This is a genomic window from Xylanivirga thermophila (genome assembly GCF_004138105.1).
In the GTDB taxonomy this organism is placed as follows: Bacteria; Bacillota; Clostridia; order Caldicoprobacterales; family Xylanivirgaceae; genus Xylanivirga; species Xylanivirga thermophila.
In genome coordinates this window covers 1-25,540 of sequence record NZ_RXHQ01000006.1, presented here as the reverse complement: position 1 = coordinate 25,540, position 25,540 = coordinate 1, and the positions used below count along the sequence as shown (strand labels likewise).

Here is a 25,540-nt window from a genome sequence, read left to right as displayed (position 1 = left end):
CATTGTTTACTTTGACTTTCTTTGACCTTATTCTAACACAAATATTCTATTGTAGCAATATTAATTTTATATTTTATACCATTTATATCGTCCTATTTATTTCACCATTACTATTTCACAGCCGTCTATGGCTTCCTTTATCAACTTATCCCCATCTATAAGCTTCTGAGATGCTTCTATATCCTCCAGCTTTGGATGTGTAACTGGATGCTTGGGTACAAATATAGTACAACAATCCTCATATGGCAGTATGGATGTCTCATATGTACCTATTTTATTTGCAACTTCAACTATCTCCACCTTATCAAAACCTATAAGGGGTCTAATTACGGGCATATCCACCGACTTATTAGTCACCACCAGGCTATCTAAAGTTTGGCTAGCTACCTGACCTATGCTCTCCCCGGTTATAAGGGCCTTTGCCCCTTCCTTTTCCGCTATTATTTCAGCTATTTTCATCATGTACACACGCATAAGGACTGTCAATTGGCTTTCAGGACACTTCTGATATATTTGCTGTTGTATCTCGGTAAAAGGTACCATATAAAGCTTCATAGGACCGCAATATTCCGATAATATACTGCATAGATCAACTACCTTCTGCTTTGCACGATCGCTTGTATATGGATAACTATGAAAATGTATTCCAAATACCTCCACGCCACGCTTTGCAACCATCCAACCCGCAACGGGACTATCTATCCCCCCTGATAGAAGCAAGGCTGTCTTGCCATTTGTACCAATTGGCATACCACCGGCTCCTGATATCTTTTGATAATATATGTATGCATATTCCCTAATCTCTATATTGACTGTAAAAGTGGGATTATGCACATCTACCTTTAACTGGGGGTATTTATCCAATATATATGCACCCATCTCGCGGCTTAAGGTCATCGAGTCCATAAAAAATCTCTTATCAGCCCTTCTGGATTCAACTTTAAATGTAACCCTTTCTCCTGTATACTCCTGCAGTGCTTTTTCCACTACATAGTCTACACCTTGTTTTATACTGTCCATATCCTTGTCCATTCTGACTGCAGGACTAACGGATATTATGCCGAATATTCTGGTCAACCTTTGTATGAGTTTTTGATCATCATGTGCATTATGAACATAAAATCTTCCTTGAGTTCTTTCTACCTCTATACCTTCATAGCCCTTGACCGCCCTTTTTATATTAGCCAAAAGCTGTTTTTCAAAAAAGGGACGATTCTGCCCCTTTAGATGTATTTCCCCATATCGCATAAGTATACTATAATTCAACCTTCATTACCTCCTTGTAAACGGTCTTAATTCTTCCACCGTCTCTTTTATTATATCTGGTACCTTTTCAATCTCATCTTTGCTGTTCATATATGATAAACTAAAACGTATAGCACTTTTAGCCCTATCCTTATCAAGCCCTATTGCATCCAGTACATGGCTTATGGTGTTTTTATGGGATGAACATGCCGAACCAGTACTTACAAACACCCCTTTAGATTCTAGGGCATGCAATAATACTTCTCCCCTTATACCTTTAAAGCTTACATTGAGTATATGTGGAGCCCCATCTTCAGGTCTAGGGCCATTTATAACAGCACCTGGAATTTTCTCTGTGATACCCTTTGCCAAATCTAATTTAAGATTGTATAGCTTATCCGGTTCATTTTTTATATACCCATTTACTATCTCGACCGCCTTACCCAATCCTGCTATACCTGGCATGTTTTCTGTACCACTCCTTAGTCCCCTCTCCTGACCTCCACCCCATTGCATAGGTTGAAGGCGCACACCTTGGCGTATATAAAGACCTCCCACACCTTTTGGTCCATTTATCTTGTGCCCGCTAAATGATAAGAGATCTATACCCACTTGTCCAGGATAAACGGGAATTTTCCCAAATGATTGTACACCATCTACATGAAAAAGGGGCCTATTTACCCTGTTTTTCAGCATAGCGCCAATCTCCTGTATAGGCTGAATCGATCCTAATTCATTATTTACATGCATTACACTTATAAGAACTGTATCAGGACGTATGGCATTTGCGAGATCTGCAATATCTATTACACCATCTTTATTTACAGGTAAAAAGGTAACTTCCCATCCCTCCTGCTGTAGATATACAAATGTACTTAAAACAGAAGGATGTTCTATGGATGTGGTAATAATATGGCGTCCCTCTTTTCTCTTTGCCATGGCAGCACCTAGAACTGCCAAATTGTTAGCCTCGGTCCCTCCAGATGTAAACACTATCTCATTTGTCTCTGCCGACAAAAAATCAGCAATCACTTCTCGTGTCCCTTTTATAATCATTTCGGCATTAAATCCCAACCTATGCAGTGAAGAGGGATTGCCAAATTCTTCAGTTAAACATTCCATCATTGCCGCCACAACGTCTTTATGTATAGGCGTAGTAGAAGCATTATCTAGATAGATCATATCCTTCATAACCAACAACTCCTTAATAAGTATTGTACCCATAAAAATATCCCCATATTAGGGGATATTTTTAACCGATTTTTACTGCTCTAGGATTAAATACTTTGAATATCTTTATCATCTCTTCGCCCGGTTCAAACACTATCATGGACTTGGTTCCTTCATGGTTGAATATACCATAATATAATCTGCTCCCTTTGTTTAAAAAAACATTGTATTTTTTGTCAATATCCTTATGATGAAGCATACGTTCAAATCCTTCATCACTTATGGGAGCTACTACTTCAAATTCCTTCACGTTTACTGACAAAAGCTTTTTACGTTTTGAATTGTTTATAACCTTTGCCACATCGAAAATTCCATTAGTAAACGTATAGTCATACTCTATCCTTTGATTGTTTTTAAGCACATACAGCCCATATGTCAATGCACCAAATATACCCGTCTCTATTAGAGATTGTACTAGATGCTGCCCCGTAAATACAATTTGCAACGACATCAATGCCATAAATCCAGATATTATCATAAGTATATATGCCAAAACGTATACTAGATTACTAAAACCAACCTTTTCCTTCCTTACTGATTCTTCATGAAATTGATCCACATGCATCGCCCTCCTAATACTGTTATAATTATAATAACATGACCAAGCAACTTTTTAAAGACTTTGTAATAAAATTTTTACATATGCATTAGTTTTGTAAGCAGGATTTCCCCGCTACATTACGAATTTTATATGTAGAGAAAGGAGGAGATACCTAAATGAAATGTCCTTCATGCAATAAAGAAAACAATTATTACCATAATTACTGCTATTTTTGTGGTGCAAAACTGCCCCAGGAAGATAGTGAGGTACAAGAAACACAAGATGTACCAGAAAAACAGCTACCTGAAGAGCATACACAAAAAACACCTTCACCAAAGGACAGTGAGGAAGTCATTACCGATTATAAGGATAATCCTGAAGAAGAATATATGGTATATTCAAGACGGGCACGAAAGAGGAAACCAAAAGGATCAGGTGCTACAAAGTGGGTAGTCACCATATGCCTTTTTATAATAGCTATAGCCATTTTTGCATTTGCCTTTTACGTGTTTTACAATCAATTTATAAATCCTTCTAGCAAATCGGATGATACGGAAAAAATTACCGCATCCTTTTCCATAAAGGCTGAGATGCTAGACGGAAAACCAGTACACAGGCTAATAGTGCAAACACCTAATGGTGAGCTGGTAAAGGTGCTTGACAAGGCCGTCCCTGTAAAGGATGGCCGGGCTGATGTCATTCTGCAAAATGATGAGCTAATGAATATACTATCTAAAAGTGAAAACAAGGATTCAAAGATCATTTTAGATGTAAAAATATCTAAAGCTGGGCTCCATGATAAGCAGTTCAAGGTATCTTTTGGAATGATTGTTCCAGAAACCCCGTTAAAGATACTTCAGCCTGCAAATGGTGAAGATACTGCTGATTCAAACGAATATATAATTAGACTACAGGTAAATCCAGGGGCGTCAGTATATATAAACAATGACAACTATACCGATCTTATAAAGGAAGATGGCAATCTTGAAGCAAAGATGAATATACCGGATCAGCCTGAGACACTATACGAGATAAAAGCCTCTCAAAAGGGATTTAATGATAATGTACAAAAGGTAGTAATAAAAAAGGGAGAACGAAATTCTCCTATTACCATAAATGAAAAGCAGCCCATAAAGACATCGGAAGACTGGGTAAGCATAACAGGTAAAATACCTGCTGGAGCTAGTTTAGAAGTAAACAGATCTTTAAAATCCCAACCGCAGATAGATCAGGTAACTGGCAATTTTCGCGTAGATGTACAGTTAGACAACCTTAGCCTTACCCCTTGCACAATAAAAATAACTGAAGACGGCAAGGAAGATTATACTACAGAGGTAGTCATAGAACGTTCTACCACCGCCAACGAATACACCAGTAAAGCTTGGGAGTTCAAATATGACCTATTAAAATCCGATAGTCAAAAATTTAATGGTAAAACATTTCTGGTAGCTGGTAAGATAAAAGAGGTATTAAATGTTAGTAACACTGGCAAAACAACATTCTTAGTAGATGTATCGCCAAATGGTGACAACTCACAACTTGCATATATAGAATACTGGGGTAATAAAAAACTTCAGGAAGGCCAAAATGTACGTGTGTTTGGTAATCGATGGGGTAATGACAAAGATGGTCATCCTAGAATACTTACCCAATTTGTATATTAATAAAAAAGGTTAGGAAATTAAAATTTCCTAACCTTTTTTATTAATCCTTTAATTGTTCAAGGGTTACTAATGTGTTTTGTTCCTGTCCATCACGCCATATTCTTATGGTAACTACATCGCCAACCTTGTGCTTTTTTATCTCTCCAGTCATATCTTCAATGGTCTTAACATCTTTATCACCAATACCTACTATAACATCTCCTGGGCGGATACCTGCCTTAGCTGCAGGACCTTCAGAGGCAACTGCCCTTACATATACCCCTACCGGATATTCCAGCTGTTTTGCCTGTTCTTTGCTAATCTCCTGTATCATTACACCTAAGCCAGGCCTCTCTATCATGCCCTTTTCCATCAATTCCTTTGCAATAGCCATAAAATCATTGGACGGTATTGCAAAACCCAACCCTTCTGCTTTGGAATTACCATCATCAATTATCTTAACCGTATTCATGCCAATTACTTCGCCTCTAGAATTTATTAGTGCACCACCACTATTACCAGGGCTTATGGCTGCATCTGTCTGAATTAGCTTTAATGTCCTGCCATTAACATTTAAATTTCTATTTACGGCGCTTACTATTCCAGCCGTAATTGTGCCTGCTAATTCGTGTCCCAAGGGATTACCTATGGCTACTGCCAACTCTCCTGGCTTTACTTTATCAGAATCTCCTATATTTGCTACTGTTAAATTTGGCTCGTCAATCTTTACAACAGCTACATCGCTTTTCTTATCTCCACCTATAAGCTTTGCTTTTATCTTCTTACCACCTTCTAGTATGACAAAGAGTTCCTTTGTACCTTCCACCACATGATAGTTGGTAACAATATATCCATCCTTACTTATTACTATACCCGAGCCATAACCTTCCTGTTCCATAACCCTTTCATTGAAAAAGAAATCCTGTACTAACACCTCGCTTTTGTTGGTAATCCCTACCACTGCAGGACCTACCTTTTCGGCAATTTCAACAACAGGATTATCAGACTTCATAAACAGATCGCTTTTTGTGTACACCGTATTATCATCATTATCCTTTGAACTGTCGGCTATATTTTGATTATTATTTTTATCTATCTTTTCGCTTCCATTAGCTACCGGCATGGCATAATACATTATAAGGGCACCTACAAGTGCGGCTATTATTGCAATTGCAATATATCTCCAAGCATTACTCCGCCTGGTATACCTATCTTCATCAAATTCGTAGAAATCTTTCATCTACCTGCACCTCCTTAAGTTACTTTTATTATAATAAAAGTTTTTTAAGAAAATATGAATAAGCTGTAAATAAATTTAGCCTTTTTTGGCAGGGGTTAGTGAAAATATAAAGGCCGTTCCTTCCCCTTCTTCACTATTTACCCAGATACTCTCTCCATGCTCTTCAATGATCTTCTTTACTATAGATAGTCCAAGTCCCGTACCACCTCTTTTAGGAGAACGGGATTTGTCCACCTGATAGAATCGCTCCCATATATGGACTATATCATCCTTGGGTATACCAGGCCCTTCATCCTGTATCTTTACAAATACCTTATCCTGATGCCTCCATGTTTTTATATGAAGCGTTCCTTCTTCCCTATTATATTTTATAGCATTGTCCAGTAAATTATATACCACTTGCTGGATACGATCTGGATCACCTTGTACCATGCAACGTTCATCCATAAAATCTATCTCTACATCCATACCTCCCTTGTTTATGCGCTCTTCCTGAGATATGAGTATACGCCTTATCTGCTCATTTATATCCAATATATCCATATTTAAAGGAAATTGACCTGACTCTATTTGAGACAAATCTAATAGCTCGTTTATCAATCTATTCAATCTATATGTTTCATCCAATGCAATACCAAGATATTTATCCTGGTCCTCAGGTGAAAACGTCTTATCCAGTACGCCTTGGATATATCCCCTTATGGAGGTAAGGGGAGATCGAAGCTCATGTGATACATTTGCTACAAAACTCCGCCGCATATCCTCCAATTTTTCCAGAGAATCGGCCATAGCATTGAAATTTACCGCCAACTGCCCTATCTCATCACGGGTAGTTACCTCTACCCTACTATTAAAATTGCCCATTGCAAACTCCCGTGAAATATGGTTCATCTCTATCAAAGGCTTTGATATTATTCTAGATATTATATACAAAAGCGCCACTGAAATAGCTATAGATATAAACGCTGCCCACCATATATTTATATATATATCTCTCATGGCACCCTTTATCTCTTCAACTGGTGAATGTATAAATATTGCACCTCTCACCTTGTCATCCATCTTTAACGGTACCCCAACTGTCAATACAGGTACAGGGAAGCGCTCACCAAATTTACCTACTTTAGTTATATTCTTCCCCTTTAAAACCTGAATAAACTCTTCCACCGTTAGCTGTTGTTCCTTCCATTTATCCTTATCCTCGTCACTGGATGAATATGAAAGCCATATATGTCCAGTAGCATCCACCACCCATATGGTGGTGTTCTTATACCTATCTGCCAGCTTAAAATAGCTATACAATGACCACTCACTAATATTCCCCACCGCATACATCTCAATATACTGATTTAATTCCGTAGCCTCCCGCTGCAATTCTTCCGTCCGCCTGTTAAAGGTATAGTTTTTTACAAAAGTAGATATTAACATGCCCAGCACTATTATAGTTATAAGTATTATTACAAAATAGGTGGACATAAGCTTTGAAAATATGGATTTAAACATCTATTTCACCTCAAATTTATAGCCAACACCCCAAACTGTCTTTATTTCCCACTTTTCATTAGGATCATTTAGCTTTTCCCTTAATCGTTTTATGTGCACATCTACTGTACGAGAATCTCCATAGAAATCAAATCCCCATACCTGTTCCAAAAGCTGTTCCCGTGTAAATACCTTGTTTACATGGGAGGCTAGAAAATATAAAAGTTCTAGTTCCTTAGGTGGCATCTGAATATTTTCTCCGTGATAGAGCACGGTATAATTTGATATATTTACTACCAAATTTGATAGCACCACTTCCTTATCCAATATCTTTGTCTGCTGCGCCCTTCTAAGTACAGCCTTTACCCTCGCTACCAGCTCTTTTGTATCAAATGGTTTCACTATATAGTCATCTGCACCCAATTCTAGTCCCAATACCTTATCAAAGGTTTCACCCTTTGCAGTTAGCATTATGATGGGGACATCACTTACCTTTCTAATTTCCTTACATACATCCCAACCATCCATACCTGGAAGCATTATATCCAATATGATAAGGTTTGGAGAACTTTGCCTAAAGGCATTTAAAGTATCAATACCATTTAAATAATGTTCTACCTCATATCCCTCTTTTTCAAGGTATAGCTTTACCAATTGCCCAATGTTTGGGTCATCGTCTACCACTATTATCTTTTGAGGTTGCATATTCATATTACCTCTCCTTTTCATTTATAAATTACTTCCTACTATTATTATACTCCATACTTTTTACCTATTGAAGTCATACACACTTTTTTATTAAAATAGAAGGAGGATTTTGACAAAGTTTGTAGAATACTCTGCTATATGAAAGTATTATTAATTTGTTAGATTTAAGGAGTGATAACTTAGTTATGAAGAAGATAAGCAATAAACTTATTCTAGCCTTTCTTATTATGATTATACCAATAACTATGCTAGGATATATCTCCCAAGGAAAAGCGGGAGCTGCCATAAAGGATTCTGCTATAAATTCATCCCATAAGACTATGGAACAAGCCCAAATGTATCTCGGACTTATTTTTAGTACCATAGATGATGCTTCTCTACAAATAATGATAAATAAAGATATACAAGACTATTTAAATAACAAGAACAATGATTTATCGGTATACGATCGTCTACAGGTAAAAAAAGAGGCCGAAGATATTTTGAACGGATATACAAATACAAGTAAATTTATAGAGCGCATCGTACTTTTACCTGCTGATCCAAATGTACAGAGTATTTCTGCAGGTGTATCCTCCGGTAGCCTAAAATACGATGATTTTAAGGATACAAATTGGACTAAAATGGCTCAAGAAAAAGGAAGACAAACTGTATGGATCGGCAAGCACAAGGAACTGGACGATACCATATCAGGTTTTTCCCAGCCCTATTCCCTTTCCGGTATTAGGATGCTAAAGAGTATGTCTACCAATAAGGACTTAGGACTTCTTATAATAGACGTAAAACAAAAACCCATACGTGAATCTCTATCCAATATGAACACCATGAAGGGCGGAGAAATTCATATGCTCAGCCCTGACGGAATAGACCTGACACCTGAAGATATAAATGTAAAAAAACAGGATGGAAAAAGTTCAGAGAAAAACGAAAAATCGTTAGATAAAAAAGATGATAAATCAAAGGATAAAAAGTCGGAAGAGCAAAAAGAAGTAGAAGAAGATTATAGCTCTGCTTTTTCAAAGCTTCCATTTGTACAAGAAATAGCAAAGAGTGAAAAGGAAAATGACCATAATACAGTCAACTATAACAAGAAAAATTATCTAATGGTCTACTCTAAGATAGGTGAAACTGGATTTACCCTTATAGATCTGCTTCCTGAAAAGGAATTGTTTTCAGCTATAAATGACATAAAAAAGGTTACATCCCTTTTAGTTTTATTTGCGGTAGCAGTAGCGCTATTGATAGGATTTGCACTAGCAAATAGCATGGGTAAAGATATAAACAATATGGTATCAGCTGCTGACGCCGCTGCTTCTGGTGATCTCACCAATATACCATATTCAAAAAGAAAGGATGAACTTGGTACATTAACTAGTAGCATAGCCGCAATGATGACTAGTATGAGGGATCTTATATCCAAGTCTGCTGGCATCTCAAAACAGGTCACCGATTCATCAGGTACTGTGGCAGCTACTGCCCAACAGGCTACTGCATCGGCTAATGAAATCTCCCGTGCCATACAGGAAATTGCAAAAGGTGCATCTGAGCAAGCGGCAGAAGTGCAACAAAGTGTAAACCAAATAGAGAACCTAGCAGAAGAGATAAATAATCTATCTAAGAATACAAATGTAATACATGAGGTATCTTTGTCATCAAAGGATTTAACTGCACAAGGCATAGAAACTGTACAGGATCTTAAGGAAAAGGCCAACCAGACTACCGTTATTGCAAAATCCGTGATAGATGACATAAAGACCCTAGATGCACAATCAAAATCCATCGGTAAAATAATAAAGGTAATAGATGGCATAGCTGATCAAACAAACCTATTAGCATTAAATGCAGCCATAGAAGCTGCCAGAGCCGGTGAAATGGGTAAAGGATTTGCAGTAGTAGCTACCGAAGTAAAAAAACTCGCTGAGCAATCTAGGGGAGCTACAAAGGAGATTTCTGAAATAATAAAGGCCATACAAAATCAGATGTCTACTACAGTTAAACAGGCCCATAATGCAGACAATATATTGGCATCTCAAAACCAGGCAGTAGATTATACAATATCAAGCTTTAACGACATCGCCGATTCTATGGAAACATTGACGAAAAAACTAGAAGATGTTACTACAAGCATAGGAAAAATGCAGGATAGCAAAGATGTGGTTGTATCGTATATGCATAATATATCGGCTGTAACACAGGAGTCAGCTGCATCGGCAGAGGAGGTCACTGCCTCTACTGAAGAACAATTAGCCGGTATGGAAGAACTAGCATCCTTTGCACAGGAGCTAAATCAAGCAGCCGATTCGTTGGTAAAATCCATAGATAAGTTTAAAGTATGAGTTAGGATTTTCTATCCATTGTACCTAGAAATGTCATAATAGGAAGAACTGCAACAAGCATCTCCAGTATATTGTTTATTATATTGTACATTTCAGCGCTGGCGGCAATTGACCCTCCAGCGCTTTTTATTATATATAGTAATGCAAAAGATGGTATATTGCCTATAATAGCAACTACTAATCCCCGCCATATATAATCATTCTTAACATTTTTCGAATAGGCCTTCCCATATTCAAACGAAAATGTGAAATAAGGAATACCTATGAAAAATAGTATAAGCCATACAGGTAGAGGGATTAGTACACCTATTGAACGTATATAGCTTGCAAGTTTTAACAATGTATATACTATGCCACCACCTATAGCCAAAAATACGGCATTTAAAATGGCCAATCCCACTCCCGCCCTTATTTGGTTATCGCTTTTAGGAAAATATTTGGTAAAAAAAGCCATAAACATACCCCCTTCATCCTTGTTGCTTATTATTTAAGTTTGACTATAGTCACTCCCGTTTCGCCTTCCCCATATTTACCTAGACGAAATGATGATACATAGGGGTTGGATTTTAAATGCTGCTGTATACTAGTTCTCAATACTCCGGTGCCTTTCCCGTGTATAATGCTTACCTCTCCCAACCCTGCTAAAAATGCATCATCTAAGTATCTATCCACTTCCATAATCGCTTCTTCTGCTGTATATCCTCTCAAATCTATCTCCTGAGAGATATGCTTATCCTTAATAGATGGCCTTTTATAAGAAGATGCTTGTCTTTGATTCTCTTCTTTAGTTTCTCTCAAATTGGAAATATGGACATTTATCTTCATAATACCTACTTGAACATCTAGTTGTCCATTATTATCCGGAAGGGTAAGCACTTGACCTTTTTGATCTAGATTTATAATATACACGGTTTGACCCAATTTTAGATCTTTAGGAGGTTTGGCTAGGCTATTTTTCCGTTTGGCTGATATATTATCAAGCCTTTCTTCCATAGAATTCATATTATGTTTTAAGCTTCGCCTAGTCTCTTCCATCTCGCGATTTCGCCTTGCTACATCCTCTTCACTTGCTAGCTTTTGTATCCTCTTTATAGCAGCATCAGCCTCTACCTTAGCACGTTTTATTATATCATTAGCCTCTGCATACGACTTCTTCATTATTTCCCTTTTCTGTCTGTCTATTTCAGCAAGCCTTGATTCAAGTTCAGCTCGCATACTATCCACACTCTGCTGTTTTTCTTTAATCTCTTCCAACTGCTTTTCCGACTGCACGCGATTATGCTCTATGGTGCTTAATACATCCTCAAACCTTATATCTTCGCTAGTTAAAAACTCTCTAGCCCCATCGATTAAAAAATCAGGCAGTCCTAAGCGTTTTGATATCTCAAACGCATTGCTCTTCCCCGGTACTCCTAAAAGGAGCCTATAGGTAGGCTGAAGGGTGGATACATCAAATTCCATAGATGCATTCTCCATACCCTGTGTAGTTAGGGCAAATATCTTTATCTCGCTATAATGGGTAGTGGCAGCCGTTTTTATATGTCTTTTACATAGGTAATCAAGAATACTCATTGCAAGTGCTGCACCCTCAGTAGGATCGGTGCCAGCACCCAGCTCATCAAAGAGCACCAGCGATCTATCGGTTATATTCTCTATAATGCTTACTATATTCGTCATATGGGATGAAAAAGTACTAAGGTTCTGCTCTATACTTTGTTCATCCCCTATATCTGCAAATATATTATCAAATATGCCTATCTGAGTTCCCTCATCTGCCGGCAGGTGTAGCCCTGATTGGGCCATAAGTACAAAAAGACCTATTGTCTTTAGCGTCACCGTTTTACCACCTGTATTTGGCCCTGTAACCACTAATACATCAAAGTCATAACCAATATGCACGTTTATAGGCACGACGGTTTCCTTATCTATTAGAGGATGACGACCATTTACTATCTTTAGTTTTTGTCCGTCTACTAATTTAGGACATACACCCCTTATGGATAAACTGTATTTAGCCTTGGCAAATATAAAATCCAACCTTGCCAATACATCCATAGTATGCTTTATATCCGAATGTACATATTGCACCTTTTCCGTAAGGTCTAACAATATACGCTCTATCTCCTGCTTCTCCTTAAGCATCAATTCCCTTATCTCATTATTTGCCTCCACTACTGCCATAGGCTCTATAAAAAGAGTTGCACCACTCGATGATTGATCATGGACAATTCCTTTAATATTACCCTTATGTTCCTGTTTAACAGGCACTACATATCTGTCACCCCTTATTGTAACTATGGGATCCTGCAAATATTTCTGATATTTTGGCGAACGTATTATATCATTTAGTCTATCCCTAACCTTATCATGGGCATGTCTTATGCGCCTTCTAATACTGGCAAGCTCAGAACTTGCATAATCTGATACATTATCCTCATCTTCTATGCATTTTAATATTTCTTCACACAGTTCTTTCTGTGGATATAATTTCTCTGACAAATCCCTTATTATCGATATATCTTCTACTCCAGGATATTCATTTATATACCTCTTAGTCCTATGGGCACATTTTAACACGTCTGCTATGCGTAAAAATTCAGCAGGCGATAACATGGATCCTAGAGAGGCTCGCTTCAAAACACCCGTAATATCATTAAAACCACCTACGGGATCACCTCCTAAGCTGGCAAGTATAGACTCAGCCTGAGAAGTTTCCCTAAGGGCCATATATATATTTTGCCTATCATCATAGGGTTTTAATGTCTCCACTATTTCTTTTCCAATTTCAGATACTGCAAATTCTGATACCTTTTTCACTATCTTGTGGTATTCCAATATCCTGATACTTCTATCATCCATTCTATCCTCCTGCAAAAGTTAAAATATATTTATCTACATTTTATAATATTAATACATGACTTTCCAGTCTTTTATTGATTCAATTTAAAACCATGGTTTTAAAATAGCAAGGAAGATATAGATGAATATAAATACTTTAAAACCAGTATTTTTTAGGTTGTACATACATATCCATACCTATTTCAAACATTCTATGCCATGGCGCATATACCTTATCCACTACTATATCAAAATCCTTAAAGCTATTCTTTATATGTTCACTCCAATGCCTATTTAATCTGTCTTTTATGACAGCTGTGATCTTATTTTCATTATCTCCTAGACTTGTAGAGCCACCATTTATATTCTGTATCTCATTTAAGGTAACATCCTGCCTTACAATACTTTGATAGCACCAATCTTCCATAAATCTAAAGGCAAGATTGTAGATACGCTCATTATCATTGTTGGAATCATAGCCGATAAGACCGGTAGCTATGGCAGTACCCATGGTATTACAGACTGTATTCCATCCGGCATATCCATATAAATGATCCATTATATTAAGGTCATCCATCATGTATACAAGCTCTGTATCCCCACCATTTATAAAAGCTACATCTGCTACTACACATTTTTTACCTTGAATTATATACTTTTTGATATTTTCCGCAAATTCCCTAAGGTTCCTATAGCTTGAATATGTTATATCCTTTTCTTTCTGATAAATAGATGCCTGCATCTCCTTACCGGGCGTATTAATTAAAAGTATAAAGTCACTTTCATCGGGAGAATCAGCTATCCAGCCACCAGCCGCTGTTATATGGGCCTTTACACTCTCACCTATTGGTCGATCTTCAAGATGTGGTACTATAAAGGGACCGTATACAGAGCTGTACACTGTGTAAACCTTGGGACGTCTAAAATAGTATTCATTATATGCCCTAGAAAGGAGTGTACAGCCTACCTCATCAGCACCGGGATAATTGTATATCTTAAAATTCAACCTCCAATTAGAGATTCTTCGCTCAACCACAGTATGATCCATTGGAGTAAAACCAAATTCCGAGCAATCATCCTGTGGAATGGAGAGAAAATGTATAAAGCCATCCTTTACTAGTATAATTGCCGCTTGATTTATAGCTAAATTTATCTTTCTTCTCTCTATATAATCATTTAGATACTCAGAAGGTATCTGATTTTTTAATGCCTCTATTTGTTTAATTTCTTCAGGAGTAATTATTCCCCTCTTTTCTTTGTCCGTAAGATGTCCAAATGTAAAGATATCTTTACCATAATCCCCATAATAATCGGGCTCCTCATCACTACTATTATATGAAGGTGTGCGCATTATTAAATTAGAAGCATATATTTTAATCCCTGGGTTGATTTCCTTTATTAGTTTTATCCTTTGAAGTCTTTCTAAACATTCATCTATGGACATGTGATGTATCCGTGAAGGCACAAGTCCACCATATACAAACATCTCAATGGATAGAACAATTGCATTACAATTAACTATATTGTCCTTCATCCAATTCCATAATCTATCAGTATCTGCCTCTTCCTTTTTCTTTCCCAACAAATCCAATGGGGGAATTATAAGTTCAATATCATCCTTTAAACCGGCAATCATAGATGGATATTGGTAGTTGCATGGTCGTTCATCAAGTGGTATATACATTATCTTCATCAAATTCACCTCTATTGCATGTTTATTTATCTATATATTAACATCTGTAACTTCATGCAACAATGCTCTATTTTGCTATGTTTTTAACCCTATTTGCTATTCCCCCCGTAGAAGTAAAAAAAGGGCAGTTCATAATGAACTGCCCTTTTACTTCCGTGCTCTACGTGCTACATCATATATGATAGGGGTGTTGTTTCTTTTTGTAGCCTCGTCTTTTTTCGAGCTTTCAGCCAACTGTTGTTCTAAATTATTTACCTGATTCTGTAGCTTGGCTACCTGACCCTTAAGCTTTAATACCTCGTCGGCTAAATTTACCGCAGTTAATACATATAGCATGGATGTACTCAAGCCAAGCTGCCGTTCTTCAATCTCTTCCATTTTTTTATCCACATAAATTGCTACATTGTGTATATATTCTTCAGATTCAAAACCCCTCATGGTATATTCCCGGCCACCTATATTTACAACAGTTTTGGTTACTTTATCCACATTTACACCCCCATACCGTTTGTACTTTATATTATATATCATCTACCATATTTATACAAGATATTTGTCGAAAAAACATCTATACTATCTTAAAGTGGCATTTATTTCTTCGCCTAGTTTTTGTATTATCTTTTCCTGTACCTTATTTACCTCTTCATCCTTAAGCGTACGATCTTTTGATCTATAAGTGAGTGAATACGCCATGCTCTTAAAGCCTTCCGGTACCTGGTTTCCTTCATATATGTCAAATAATTTTACATCTTCTAAAATATTACCACCATATTTTCTAATAATGCCTTCAATCTGCCCATTTAAAACCTTTTTATCCACCAGTATGGCTAGATCCCTTATTACTGCAGGATGCTTGGGCAATTGTTTATACTTCTTGTCCATATTAGCAAGATCCACTAACATATCAAAATCCAATTCGGCTAAGAACACCGGTATATCCAATTGATAATTTGTTAAAACTTTGGGATGAACTTCGCCAAACACCCCTATATCCTTACCTGAGACTTTCAAGAAGGCTGTACGCCCTGGATGAAATGTAGGATGGCTGTATGGTACAAACTCCGCATCTTCCAATACGCCAAACTCTTCTAAAAGTACTTCTATCTGCCCCTTTAAGTCATAGAAATCGATACATTCTCCATATTCTCCTATGCATAGCATATCTTTTTCGACAGGCAACTCCTCAAGCGGCAACCATTTTGGAAGAAATATACGATTTATTTCAAATATTTTGCATCTTTCAACACTTCTATTGCTATTTCTAGATAATATCTCCAATATGTTAGATATTAAAGTGGTCCTCATTATACTCTGATCCTCTCCTAATGGATTGGATATCTTAACAGCTAATGGCATATTTATAGGATCATCAAAACCTATTGCAGAGTATACCTTAGGACTTGTAAATGAATAGGTAACCACCTCATAAAGCCCCTCACCTACTAGCACTTCCTTGGCTAAATCCGTAAGCTTATGTTTGTCAGTCTTTGCAGCCCTTGAAGGGGTGTGCTCAAGTAAGGTAATAGGTATATTATTGTATCCATATATACGGGCTACTTCCTCTGCCAAATCTGCTACACCTTCTACATCCTGCCTGTATGATGGTATCAATACCTTTATATATTCATCCTGTCTGGTCACCTTGAAGTCTAGTCTAGTCAATATATCGCATATCTCCTCACAGGGCAAATCAATGCCCAAAAGTCTATTTATCTTTTGCCATTTGACCCTTATTATACGCTCATCCAAAGTACCACTACACATATCTATGGTACCTTCAACTATTGTACCGGCACCTAATTCATCTATAAGCTGTGCAGCTCTTTGTATTGCATAAAATGCATTGTGTATATCGAGCCCTTTTTCAAATCTAGTGGATGCCTCACTCCTAAGACCCAAAGCCTTAGCAGTCTTTCTTACACTCCCGCCTTCAAATACAGCACTCTCAAGGAGTATATCCTTCGTATGTTGTGTAATTTCAGAATTCATGCCGCCCATTACACCTGCAACTGCTACAGGTTTTTTAGCATCGGCTATAACCAACATATCAACATCCAGTTTTCTATCCATACCATCTAACGTAGTTATACGTTCATCTGGTCTTGCACGCCTTACTACCACAGTTTTTTCCTCTAACTTTTCTAGATCAAAGGCATGCATGGGCTGACCAAGCTCTAACATAACATAGTTCGTTATATCAACTATATTGTTGATAGGTCTTACCCCTGCAGCAGCTAGTCTACGGCGCATCCATTGTGGTGAAGGTCCAACCTTTATATCCTTTACCACCTTTGCACAATACCTTGGACATAATTCTCCATCCATAACCTTTACTTTGGCATAGCGGTTTATATCATCCACCCCTTGTGGTTCTCTTATGGCGGGATGGATAAATTTTGTATCTAGGGTAACTGCAGCCTCTCTAGCAAGCCCCACTATACTTAGACAATCAGGCCTGTTTGGTGTAATCTCAAAATCTATAACATCTCCACCTAAATCCAATGCATCCTTTATATCCATCCCCAGAGAATAATCTTCCTGCAGAATCATTATTCCATATTCCTCAGCAGTAGGATAATCAGCTTTTTTAAGATTCAACTCATCCCCCGAACACATCATACCATGGGATTCTATTCCCCTTAATTTGCTTCTTTTTATCTTTATACCTCCTGGAAGTATAGAACCATGTAATGCTACAGGTACCAATTGCCCTTCCTTTATATTAGATGCCCCTGTAACTATTTGAACTACCTCGTCTCCTACATCTACTTGGCATATCACCAGTTTATCCGCATTTGGATGCTTCTCTATGGATAGTATTTTGCCGACCACTACCCCAGATATATCCTCAGCTAATCTTGTTATAGTTTCCACATTGGATCCTGTCAAGGTCATACTATCGGCAAGCTCCTCTGTAGATACATTTATATTAACGTATTCTTTTAACCATTTTACCGGTGCTAACATCTTTATATCTCCCTTCTAAAATTGTTTTAAAAACCTTATATCATTTTCAAAGAGCAATCTTATATCGTCTATTCCGTATTTTATATTTGTTATTCGATCCAATCCCATTCCAAAGGCAAATCCGCTATATTCTTCCGGATCTATACCACCATTTTGCAGTACCTTTGGATGTACCATCCCTCCACCAAGTATCTCTATCCATCCAGTATGTGAACACACACTACAACCTTCCCCATGGCATATGGCACAGCTTACATCCACTTCTGCACTAGGCTCTGTAAATGGAAAGTGATGGGGACGTAGTTTAGTCCTAGTATCTTCACCAAACATCTTCTTTGCAAATGTATCTAAAACTCCCTTTAAATCGGCCATTGTTACATCTTTATCTATCACAAGACCTTCTATCTGATGGAATATTGGAGAATGGGTAGCATCCACCTCATCAGATCTGTATACTCTGCCTGGAATAATGACCTTTATCGGTGGCTTTTCCTGCTCCATAGTCCTTATTTGTACCGGTGATGTATGGGTTCTTAAAAGTATATTATCATTTATATAGAAGGTATCTTGTACATCTCTAGACGGGTGATTTTTAGGTATATTGAGCGCTTCAAAATTATAGTAGTCAAGCTCCACCTCAGGGCCATCGGCTACATCAAATCCCATACCCATGAAAATGTCTATTATCTCGTTTCGTACTATGGTAAGGGGATGAAGACTACCCCTTGCCGGTCTTCTGCCTGGCATGGTAACATCTACCCATTCCTGAGACAATTTATATTCCAATGCCTTATCCTGCAGCACATCCTTCTTTTCTATTAATTGCTTCTCTAAAGAGCCCCTTATCTTGTTAGCCAGCTGTCCTATCTCCGGCCTCTCATCCGGTGATACATCCTTCATTCCCCTAAGTATTTTTGTCAATTCACCTTTTTTACCCAGATATTTTAAACGAAAGTCTTCCAAATTTTCAAGATTGTTTAAGTCCTTAAGAGCATCCAATGCTTCTTCCTTTATCTTTTCCAATTTATCCTTCATACTAAAAAACTCCTTTCCGTTTTGTTTTTTGCATTAAAAAAAGCCCCATCCCTAAATGGGACGGAGGCCCCCTGTAACCTACGTGGTACCACCCATATTTATCCCTGACTATACAACCAAGGATCTCAATAATTATAACGGTATAAAACCGGCACGGTCTACTATTATTTCAACCGGCAGCTCCAGAGCGAACTTCTATCCCCAGGTCTGCAGAAGTGCTTTCAGCCGATGACACTCCCTCTCTGTCCATCCAATTTGGAATATACTCTTCTCCTTCATAGCAATATATATTTCCATACATTATAGCATATGCCCTTAATGTATTCAAGTTTATAATTTTCACATATAGTGACATTTATTAATAATATGATAAATCAATATACCTGCTGCAACAGATGCATTAAGGGATTCAGCATCTCCTATTATAGGGATCTTTACCATAGAAGAAGCAAATGTGCATATTGCCTCACTAACACCCTTTGATTCATTTCCTATAACCAATGCTACCTTGTCATAGCCACCCTTCCAATTGAACAGATTTTCACCATCTAAATGGCTGACCATCACATGGCATTCCCCGCCTATGAGCTTGTTCAAAAATGCTAGTTTATCCTCTACATAAAATATTGGCATTGTAAATATGGAACCCATAGTAGAACGTACTGTCTTGGGGTTATATGGATCGGCACATCCTGGAAACAGTACCACTCCATCTCCCCCTGCCCCATCCATAGTCCTTATTATAGTCCCAACATTCCCTGGATCCTGTACCCCATCCAATATTGTAAGAAAAAAGCTAGGGCGGTTTAATATCTGTTCCATATCATATGCAGGTTTGCCGATTACAGCCGTTATCCCTTGAGGAGTTCTAGTATCGCTCATTGAATCAAAAACACCTTTTGATACTCTATAGCATGGAATTTTATTATCCTGAACAATTTTACATATGGAAGAATGCTCCCAATTAAAATCCTCCCGTATCAGAATATACTTAACCTTAGCGCCCCTGGATACAGCTTCTTCCATACCTTTTATACCTTCTACAAAAAACTCATTCCACTGATCCCTATATTTTTTTGTGCTTAACGCCTTTACATGCTTTACTAGGTTATTTTGGCGACTGGTAATAACATTATCCAAACTCTATCGTCCACCTTTTCAGTTTTTATTTCTTCACAGAATCTTCTGCCCTCTTCTCCAATTTATCTATATCCTCATTAGTACCTATAACTACCACTATATCTCTTTCATATATCATATCATCTCCACCTGGAGATATGTTTATATTGCCATCTTGTTGCTTTATAGCCATTACATTTACTCCATAACGTACTCTCAAATCAAGCTCTCTAAGGCTTTTTCCAACCCACAATGGTATGGCTGATATCTCTACAACGCTATAGTTAGGATCCAGTTCAATATAATCCAGTATATTTGATGATACTAGATTATGTGCTACCCTGATCCCCATATCACGCTCTGGAAACACCACTTTATCTGCACCTATTTTATATAATACCTTTGCATGAAGCTCATTTTGCGCCTTTGCCAGCACATATTTGACGCCTAATTCCTTGCAAAGAAGGGTAATAAGAACGCTTGACTGTATATCCGATCCAACTGTAACAACAGCCACATCAAAATTCCTTATTCCAACTGCCTTTAAGGTACTCTCATCGGTTGCATCAGCCTGAACAGCATGGGTAACATAATCGGATATATCTTGAATCTGTTCTTCATCTTTATCTATTGCCAATACATCATGGCCCATGGCATACAATGTAGTAGCTATACTAGAGCCAAAACGCCCTAGACCTATGATAGCAAATTGTTTCATAATATATTGCCCCTTTCTCTAACCCACCATAACTTTTCCTTCAGGATATCTTATAGAATTATCACTTTGATTCTGGCGCTTTGCAAGTGCCAAAGTAAGTGTCAAAGGTCCCACACGACCTGCAAACATAGTAAGCATGACAAAAATCTTACTTATGGTGCTCATTGAACCATTATCAAAACTCGCAAGCCCAACTGTACCCAATGCAGAAGAAGTTTCAAACAATATATCTATAAATGGCTGCGGCTCTATTAAAGACAGCACCATGCTTACTCCTATTAATAACATGAGACTTATTAGAGTTATTGTTATAGCTCTATGGGCAATGGAATGGGAAATCCGCTTGCCGTATACCTGTATATCATCTCTACCCCTAACTACGCTTACCGTTAAAAAGAAGATAACACTTGCAGTTACCGTCTTTATGCCGCCACCTGTTGATGCAGGTGACGCACCTATAAACATAAGCAGAATAGTCATAAACTTCGACGCATCCTTAAGATTCGCCTGGTCTATAGTATTAAATCCGGCTGTACGTGGAGTAACCGACTGAAAAAGCGATGCTAGTATCTTTATAGGCAAAGGCTTGTCAGCTAATGTATATGGATTATTATACTCCACTATAAAAAAGAATGCTGTACCTATTAGTATCAACATAACGGTCATAAATACGGCTAATTTGCTGTGAAGGGATAATTTTTTAAATCTTCTATGATGCCAAATATCCAATATAACAGAAAATCCAAGTCCTCCAAGTATTATAAGTCCCATTACAGTCATATTTATTACCACATCATCTACAAACCCAGTAAGGTTTCTATAGTTTCCAATAAGATCAAATCCCGCATTACAAAATGCAGAAATAGCATGGAATATACTATAGTATAGCCCTTTTTTAAACCCATATAATGGTATAAATCTAGTAGACAACAGAAGAGCCCCTATGCCTTCTATAATAAAAGTAACACCTATTACATTTTTGGTAAGCCTTACTAAACCTTCTAGGTTAAATTGATTTAAAGCTTCCTGCATAACCAACCTTTCCCTAAGTGTAATTCGCTTACCCAAAGCCAAAAAAATCAAACTGGCTGCAGTCATAAAACCTAAACCACCTATCTGAATAAGGGTTATTATAACTATCTGTCCAAAAAGACTAAGATCTGTCCCCGTATCCACCACTACCAACCCAGTAACGCATACAGCAGAGGTAGCTTCAAACAATGAATTTATAAAGCCTATACTCTGACCATTGGCTGAAGCTACAGGCAATGAAAGCAATATGCCCCCTATTAATATAATGGAAGCAAAACCTATAGCAAGCACCTGGGTAGGAGATAGGCAGGTACGTTTTTTGACCATTTTATCTGTGAACATCTTCTATCTCCTTTGAAAATTATTATCCATATCAACGATAATCTATTATACCATCCTTAATAAAAAGTTAAAACGCCAGTTTAGAGTATTTTATTATATTTTATTCTTATATCCATATATTTATTAGAATATTAAGTCCTATCTCTGAAAAGCTAGATAAAGATATACCTTGCTTATTACCATGAAAAAAAGACCCCTTCTTCGAGGTCTTTCTTTTTCGTTAAGCATTCAGCTGCTGCTTTGCAACGTCAACTAGATTTGCAAAACCATCAGCATCATTTACTGCCATATCAGCTAATATCTTACGATCTACCTGTACTCCTGCCAGTTTTAGACCATTTATAAACCTGCTATAGCTCATGCCATTAGCTCTGGCAGCTGCATTTATACGAGAGATCCACAGCTTTCTAAAATCCCTTTTCTTTAATTTTCTTCCTGTATATGCATAATCCAAAGACTTCATGACAGCTTCGTTTGCAGCTTTATATTGCTTGCTTTTAGCGCCATAGTAGCCCTTAGCTAATTTTAATACTTTTTTATGTTTTTTCCTAGCATTAACAGCACCTTTAACTCTTGCCATAATAGCACCTCCTCTATATGATAATCATGTTACTTATATGGAATCAATTGCTTAATATTTTTCGCTTCAGCTGCATTAACATATCCAGTCTTCCTCAAATTTCTCTTTCTCTTGGTAGACTTTTTAGTTAAAATATGACTTCTATAGGCCTTGCCCCTTTTAACCTTACCAGACTTGGTAAGACTAAACCTCTTAGCGGCGCCTCGTTTTGTCTTCATTTTAGGCATGTGAATCCTCCTCCCGTTTGCTTATTCTTTTGGTGTTAAAACCATACTCATGCTCCTGCCTTCCAATTTGGGCTTAGAGTCTATATTAACTTCACTCGAAAGCATGGAGTTGAATCTTTCCATAACTTCATAACCAACCTCAGTATGAGCCATTTCCCTTCCTCTGAATCGAATGGAAACCTTTACTTTATCCCCTGATTTTAAGAATTTATCGGCATTTTTGGCCTTCACAGCTAGATCATGTTCTTCAATAGTTGCTGATAATCTTACTTCCTTAACGTTTATTACCTTCTGCTTTTTGCGTGCTTCCTTTTCCTTCTTTAGCATATCGAATCTGTATTTACCGTAGTCCATTATCTTGCACACCGGCGGTTTTGCCTGTGGTGCAATCTTTACCAAATCAAGTCCTTTGTCTTCTGCAATACCCAATGCTTTTTTAGTAGGCATCACACCCAGCTGTTCCCCATTAACGTCGATAACCCTAACCTCTCTGTCCCTAATTTGCTCGTTGATTAAGAGTTCTTTATTATTTATACCAATCCACCTCCGAAATAATTTAACAAAAAAAGTGGGTAGAATATCTACCCACTTTTTATACAATACTAAAAAACTTATTAACCTTTCTAGCCATGCTGAAAGGTGAGAAGTGGGGACTTCTACTTTACTCGTTATTTATATTAACACACCAAAGATAAGTTGTCAAATATTTTTTTATTTTTATAGTTAAATCTCTAAACCACATTACAAATCGCAGTTACTCCTGGGAAAATCCCTTTTGGGGTCTTACGCTATCCCCCATATGCCCCTTGATCGTCTGACAATATGAATACAATATTGGCCCTACTTGTATCCTTATTTCCATAAATATCATCTCCTATTAATATATAATAAAAATCAAAATTTTTTAAATATCTATAGGCTTCTAAAAGATCTTACACACTCCCGCCCTACAGGTGGAATTATTATATATCCATCTTTATCATTTATCATCTTTAAAGAAAACTCATGTAGTTTAGGTTCAAGCTCTATATCATGCAAATTTATTATGCCAGGCATATATATTACAGTAGGCATATCTATATCGCCATGTTCCTGCCATGTAAAATTAAACTCTTTTTTATATACATTATAGCTATAGGACTTTATAGTCCCTGATGTATACATGGGATAGGCAGTATTTAATGCTTTGAAAAATCCCCTCTGTTCTAAATTATGGCTGTCGGTATAAGACCAGTATGTATGGCTGCAGAGATGTTTATCAAAGAGGCGGGAGATGAATACTGCCATATCCTCTGCCCCATCATTATCATAAAAAGCACCCCATTCGCCTACTATAATAGGCATGGAAAGTTCTTTTGCTTTTTCGAAATGTCTGGATAAAATAAGATTTATGCGTTGATTGCTTGAAAGATTTAAAAATGAAGTATCAGTTATAATATCATATCCATGAGGTGCATATGCTACCCTATCATCTATCTTGCCATTTGGTAAATATATAGGCTCTATACCTGAACGTACTCCAGCATTTGATGTTATATTGGTCTCCAAAAATAATATACTGTTATTGTCCACTTTTCTTATGTACTTCGCTACTTTGTCGTAAAACGGCATTAAATACTCACGCTCAAACCGCTGACTTTCATATTCCATACTGTCTATTAAAGAAGAGAAAATATTGATATCCGATAAAAAACTTATGATCTTTTGACGCCCTTCAAGGGAAGTTAATACAATGTCTATATCTCCTAGGGAAAGAAGTTCTGAAGCTATATCATTTGGTACCTTTTCTGCCAATATTCTTTTTATTTCATCATATATAGGCTCCTTGAGAGACTTTATACTGCTTCCCATAAATGGCTCATTCATTATATCATATCCTATTACAGCATCGTTATTAGCATAGTGCATGGCTACATGTTGCCATGCTGCAGCATAGTGATCCTGCAATCCCAGGTCATCCACCTTTATATTGTCCCAGAAGTTATCAAATGCCCTTTGGATTGCCGGGCTAGTGAAATAGGCATCGCTCCATGTCCCTTCATGAGCTATATGGAGCAAGCCATCATCAAGGCAGGCCCAGGCGGGAGCACCATCGGCACCGTATACATAGCTGTATAGATCCTGATGCATATCCAATATTACCCATATATCATTCCTATAAGCAAGCTCTATGATCCTATCCATTCTATCAAGATACTCATCATTATACACTCCTGGCTGTGGTTCTAAACCATCCCATATGATACCTAGCCTTATTACATTCACGCCCCATGATTTTAACTTATTAAAATCTTCATCATCCCACGTTCCTATATATCCTTTGTTTCTATCCTTAGATACCATATTTATGCCCTTTAATATGACTTGTCGTCCATGTTCGTCCATAAACTTATCCCCTTTAGTAGATATACCAAACCCCATATGCATTAAATCCCTCCCTTGTATAATTAGTATTGTATTAATCAGTGAATGAAAGCACTATCAAACCTGCAAATTTAATAGTTAATCACATCAAACAAAACCAATCTAATCTAAATATCAAATACATTTTTGGCTCCATATCT

21 protein-coding genes and 2 other annotated features are annotated in these 25,540 nt (G+C 37.3%); of the genes, 2 read left to right on the top strand and 19 right to left on the bottom strand.

Translation table 11 applies throughout. From position 1 onward, the window contains the following. Window positions 1-96 precede the first annotated feature (96 nt). Genes thiI through EJN67_RS04740 form a run of 3 tightly spaced genes read right to left on the bottom strand, consistent with a single transcriptional unit; the run spans window position 97 to window position 3,034 of the window. Window positions 97-1,266 (bottom strand): tRNA uracil 4-sulfurtransferase ThiI, encoded by a 1,170-nt coding sequence (gene thiI, locus EJN67_RS04750; RefSeq protein ID WP_129723089.1) that lies wholly within the window; start codon window positions 1,264-1,266, stop codon window positions 97-99. A 6-nt stretch (window positions 1,267-1,272) separates the two neighbouring features. Then, entirely contained in the window at window positions 1,273-2,469 is a 1,197-nt protein-coding gene (locus EJN67_RS04745) for a cysteine desulfurase family protein (RefSeq protein WP_243641230.1), read from the bottom strand. A gap of 28 nt (window positions 2,470-2,497) precedes the next feature. Beyond that, window positions 2,498-3,034 carry a DUF6106 family protein gene (locus EJN67_RS04740; protein WP_129723087.1) on the bottom strand — a complete coding sequence of 179 codons (537 nt, stop codon included), beginning with the start codon at window positions 3,032-3,034 and terminating at the stop codon, window positions 2,498-2,500. A 158-nt stretch (window positions 3,035-3,192) separates the two neighbouring features. Between EJN67_RS04740 and EJN67_RS04735 the strand changes: the two genes are divergently transcribed. Next, complete coding sequence (locus EJN67_RS04735) at window positions 3,193-4,680, top strand: hypothetical protein (RefSeq protein ID WP_129723085.1); 1,488 nt, start codon at window positions 3,193-3,195, stop codon at window positions 4,678-4,680. Between the two features lie 40 nt (window positions 4,681-4,720). Here EJN67_RS04735 and EJN67_RS04730 read toward each other — a convergent pair whose 3' ends face one another. From EJN67_RS04730 to EJN67_RS04720, 3 genes are all read right to left on the bottom strand, one after another. Beyond that, entirely contained in the window at window positions 4,721-5,899 is a 1,179-nt protein-coding gene (locus EJN67_RS04730) for a S1C family serine protease (protein WP_129723083.1), read from the bottom strand. Window positions 5,900-5,974: 75 nt separating this feature from the next. Beyond that, window positions 5,975-7,402 carry a sensor histidine kinase gene (locus EJN67_RS04725; RefSeq protein ID WP_129723081.1) on the bottom strand — a complete coding sequence of 476 codons (1,428 nt, stop codon included), beginning with the start codon at window positions 7,400-7,402 and terminating at the stop codon, window positions 5,975-5,977. Beyond that, complete coding sequence (locus tag EJN67_RS04720) at window positions 7,403-8,086, bottom strand: response regulator (protein WP_207207969.1); 684 nt, start codon at window positions 8,084-8,086, stop codon at window positions 7,403-7,405. Window positions 8,087-8,274: 188 nt separating this feature from the next. Here EJN67_RS04720 and EJN67_RS04715 point away from each other — a divergent pair, with 188 nt between their 5' ends. Further along, window positions 8,275-10,425: a methyl-accepting chemotaxis protein gene (locus EJN67_RS04715; RefSeq protein WP_129723077.1), complete on the top strand. Its 2,151-nt coding sequence runs from the start codon at window positions 8,275-8,277 to the stop codon at window positions 10,423-10,425. Window position 10,426: 1 nt separating this feature from the next. Here EJN67_RS04715 and EJN67_RS04710 read toward each other — a convergent pair whose 3' ends face one another. From EJN67_RS04710 to EJN67_RS04650, 13 genes are all read right to left on the bottom strand, one after another. Next, window positions 10,427-10,879, bottom strand: coding sequence for a hypothetical protein (locus tag EJN67_RS04710; protein ID WP_129723075.1), 453 nt, complete (start codon window positions 10,877-10,879; stop codon window positions 10,427-10,429). Window positions 10,880-10,908: 29 nt separating this feature from the next. Further along, window positions 10,909-13,284: an endonuclease MutS2 gene (locus EJN67_RS04705; protein ID WP_129723073.1), complete on the bottom strand. Its 2,376-nt coding sequence runs from the start codon at window positions 13,282-13,284 to the stop codon at window positions 10,909-10,911. 136 nt (window positions 13,285-13,420) lie between these two features. Further along, window positions 13,421-14,956, bottom strand: coding sequence for a DUF4127 family protein (locus EJN67_RS04700; RefSeq protein ID WP_129723071.1), 1,536 nt, complete (start codon window positions 14,954-14,956; stop codon window positions 13,421-13,423). A gap of 147 nt (window positions 14,957-15,103) precedes the next feature. Continuing rightward, window positions 15,104-15,445 carry a cell division protein ZapA gene (locus tag EJN67_RS04695; protein WP_165000736.1) on the bottom strand — a complete coding sequence of 114 codons (342 nt, stop codon included), beginning with the start codon at window positions 15,443-15,445 and terminating at the stop codon, window positions 15,104-15,106. Between the two features lie 84 nt (window positions 15,446-15,529). Then, window positions 15,530-17,923, bottom strand: a complete 2,394-nt coding sequence (pheT, locus tag EJN67_RS04690) for a phenylalanine--tRNA ligase subunit beta (protein ID WP_129723066.1) — start codon at window positions 17,921-17,923, stop codon at window positions 15,530-15,532. A gap of 15 nt (window positions 17,924-17,938) precedes the next feature. Further along, window positions 17,939-18,958: a phenylalanine--tRNA ligase subunit alpha gene (gene pheS, locus EJN67_RS04685; RefSeq protein ID WP_129723064.1), complete on the bottom strand. Its 1,020-nt coding sequence runs from the start codon at window positions 18,956-18,958 to the stop codon at window positions 17,939-17,941. A 53-nt stretch (window positions 18,959-19,011) separates the two neighbouring features. Then, window positions 19,012-19,246, bottom strand: a binding site (T-box leader). A 51-nt stretch (window positions 19,247-19,297) separates the two neighbouring features. After that, window positions 19,298-20,098: a TrmH family RNA methyltransferase gene (locus EJN67_RS04680; RefSeq protein WP_129723062.1), complete on the bottom strand. Its 801-nt coding sequence runs from the start codon at window positions 20,096-20,098 to the stop codon at window positions 19,298-19,300. Window positions 20,099-20,123: 25 nt separating this feature from the next. After that, the gene (locus EJN67_RS04675) at window positions 20,124-20,795 is read right to left on the bottom strand and encodes a potassium channel family protein (protein WP_129723060.1); all 672 of its coding nucleotides are present in this window, start codon (window positions 20,793-20,795) and stop codon (window positions 20,124-20,126) included. Between the two features lie 18 nt (window positions 20,796-20,813). Continuing rightward, window positions 20,814-22,169: a TrkH family potassium uptake protein gene (locus EJN67_RS04670; RefSeq protein ID WP_243641229.1), complete on the bottom strand. Its 1,356-nt coding sequence runs from the start codon at window positions 22,167-22,169 to the stop codon at window positions 20,814-20,816. Window positions 22,170-22,389: 220 nt separating this feature from the next. Beyond that, entirely contained in the window at window positions 22,390-22,749 is a 360-nt protein-coding gene (rplT, locus tag EJN67_RS04665) for a 50S ribosomal protein L20 (protein ID WP_129723058.1), read from the bottom strand. Between the two features lie 29 nt (window positions 22,750-22,778). Then, the gene (rpmI, locus tag EJN67_RS04660) at window positions 22,779-22,976 is read right to left on the bottom strand and encodes a 50S ribosomal protein L35 (protein WP_129723056.1); all 198 of its coding nucleotides are present in this window, start codon (window positions 22,974-22,976) and stop codon (window positions 22,779-22,781) included. Window positions 22,977-22,997: 21 nt separating this feature from the next. Beyond that, complete coding sequence (infC, locus tag EJN67_RS04655; RefSeq protein WP_207207968.1) at window positions 22,998-23,516, bottom strand: translation initiation factor IF-3; 519 nt, start codon at window positions 23,514-23,516, stop codon at window positions 22,998-23,000. Window positions 23,517-23,530: 14 nt separating this feature from the next. Continuing rightward, window positions 23,531-23,644 (bottom strand) — a sequence feature (ribosomal protein L20 leader region). Between the two features lie 244 nt (window positions 23,645-23,888). Then, window positions 23,889-25,397, bottom strand: coding sequence for a cellulase family glycosylhydrolase (locus EJN67_RS04650; protein ID WP_165000735.1), 1,509 nt, complete (start codon window positions 25,395-25,397; stop codon window positions 23,889-23,891). Window positions 25,398-25,540 lie beyond the last annotated feature (143 nt).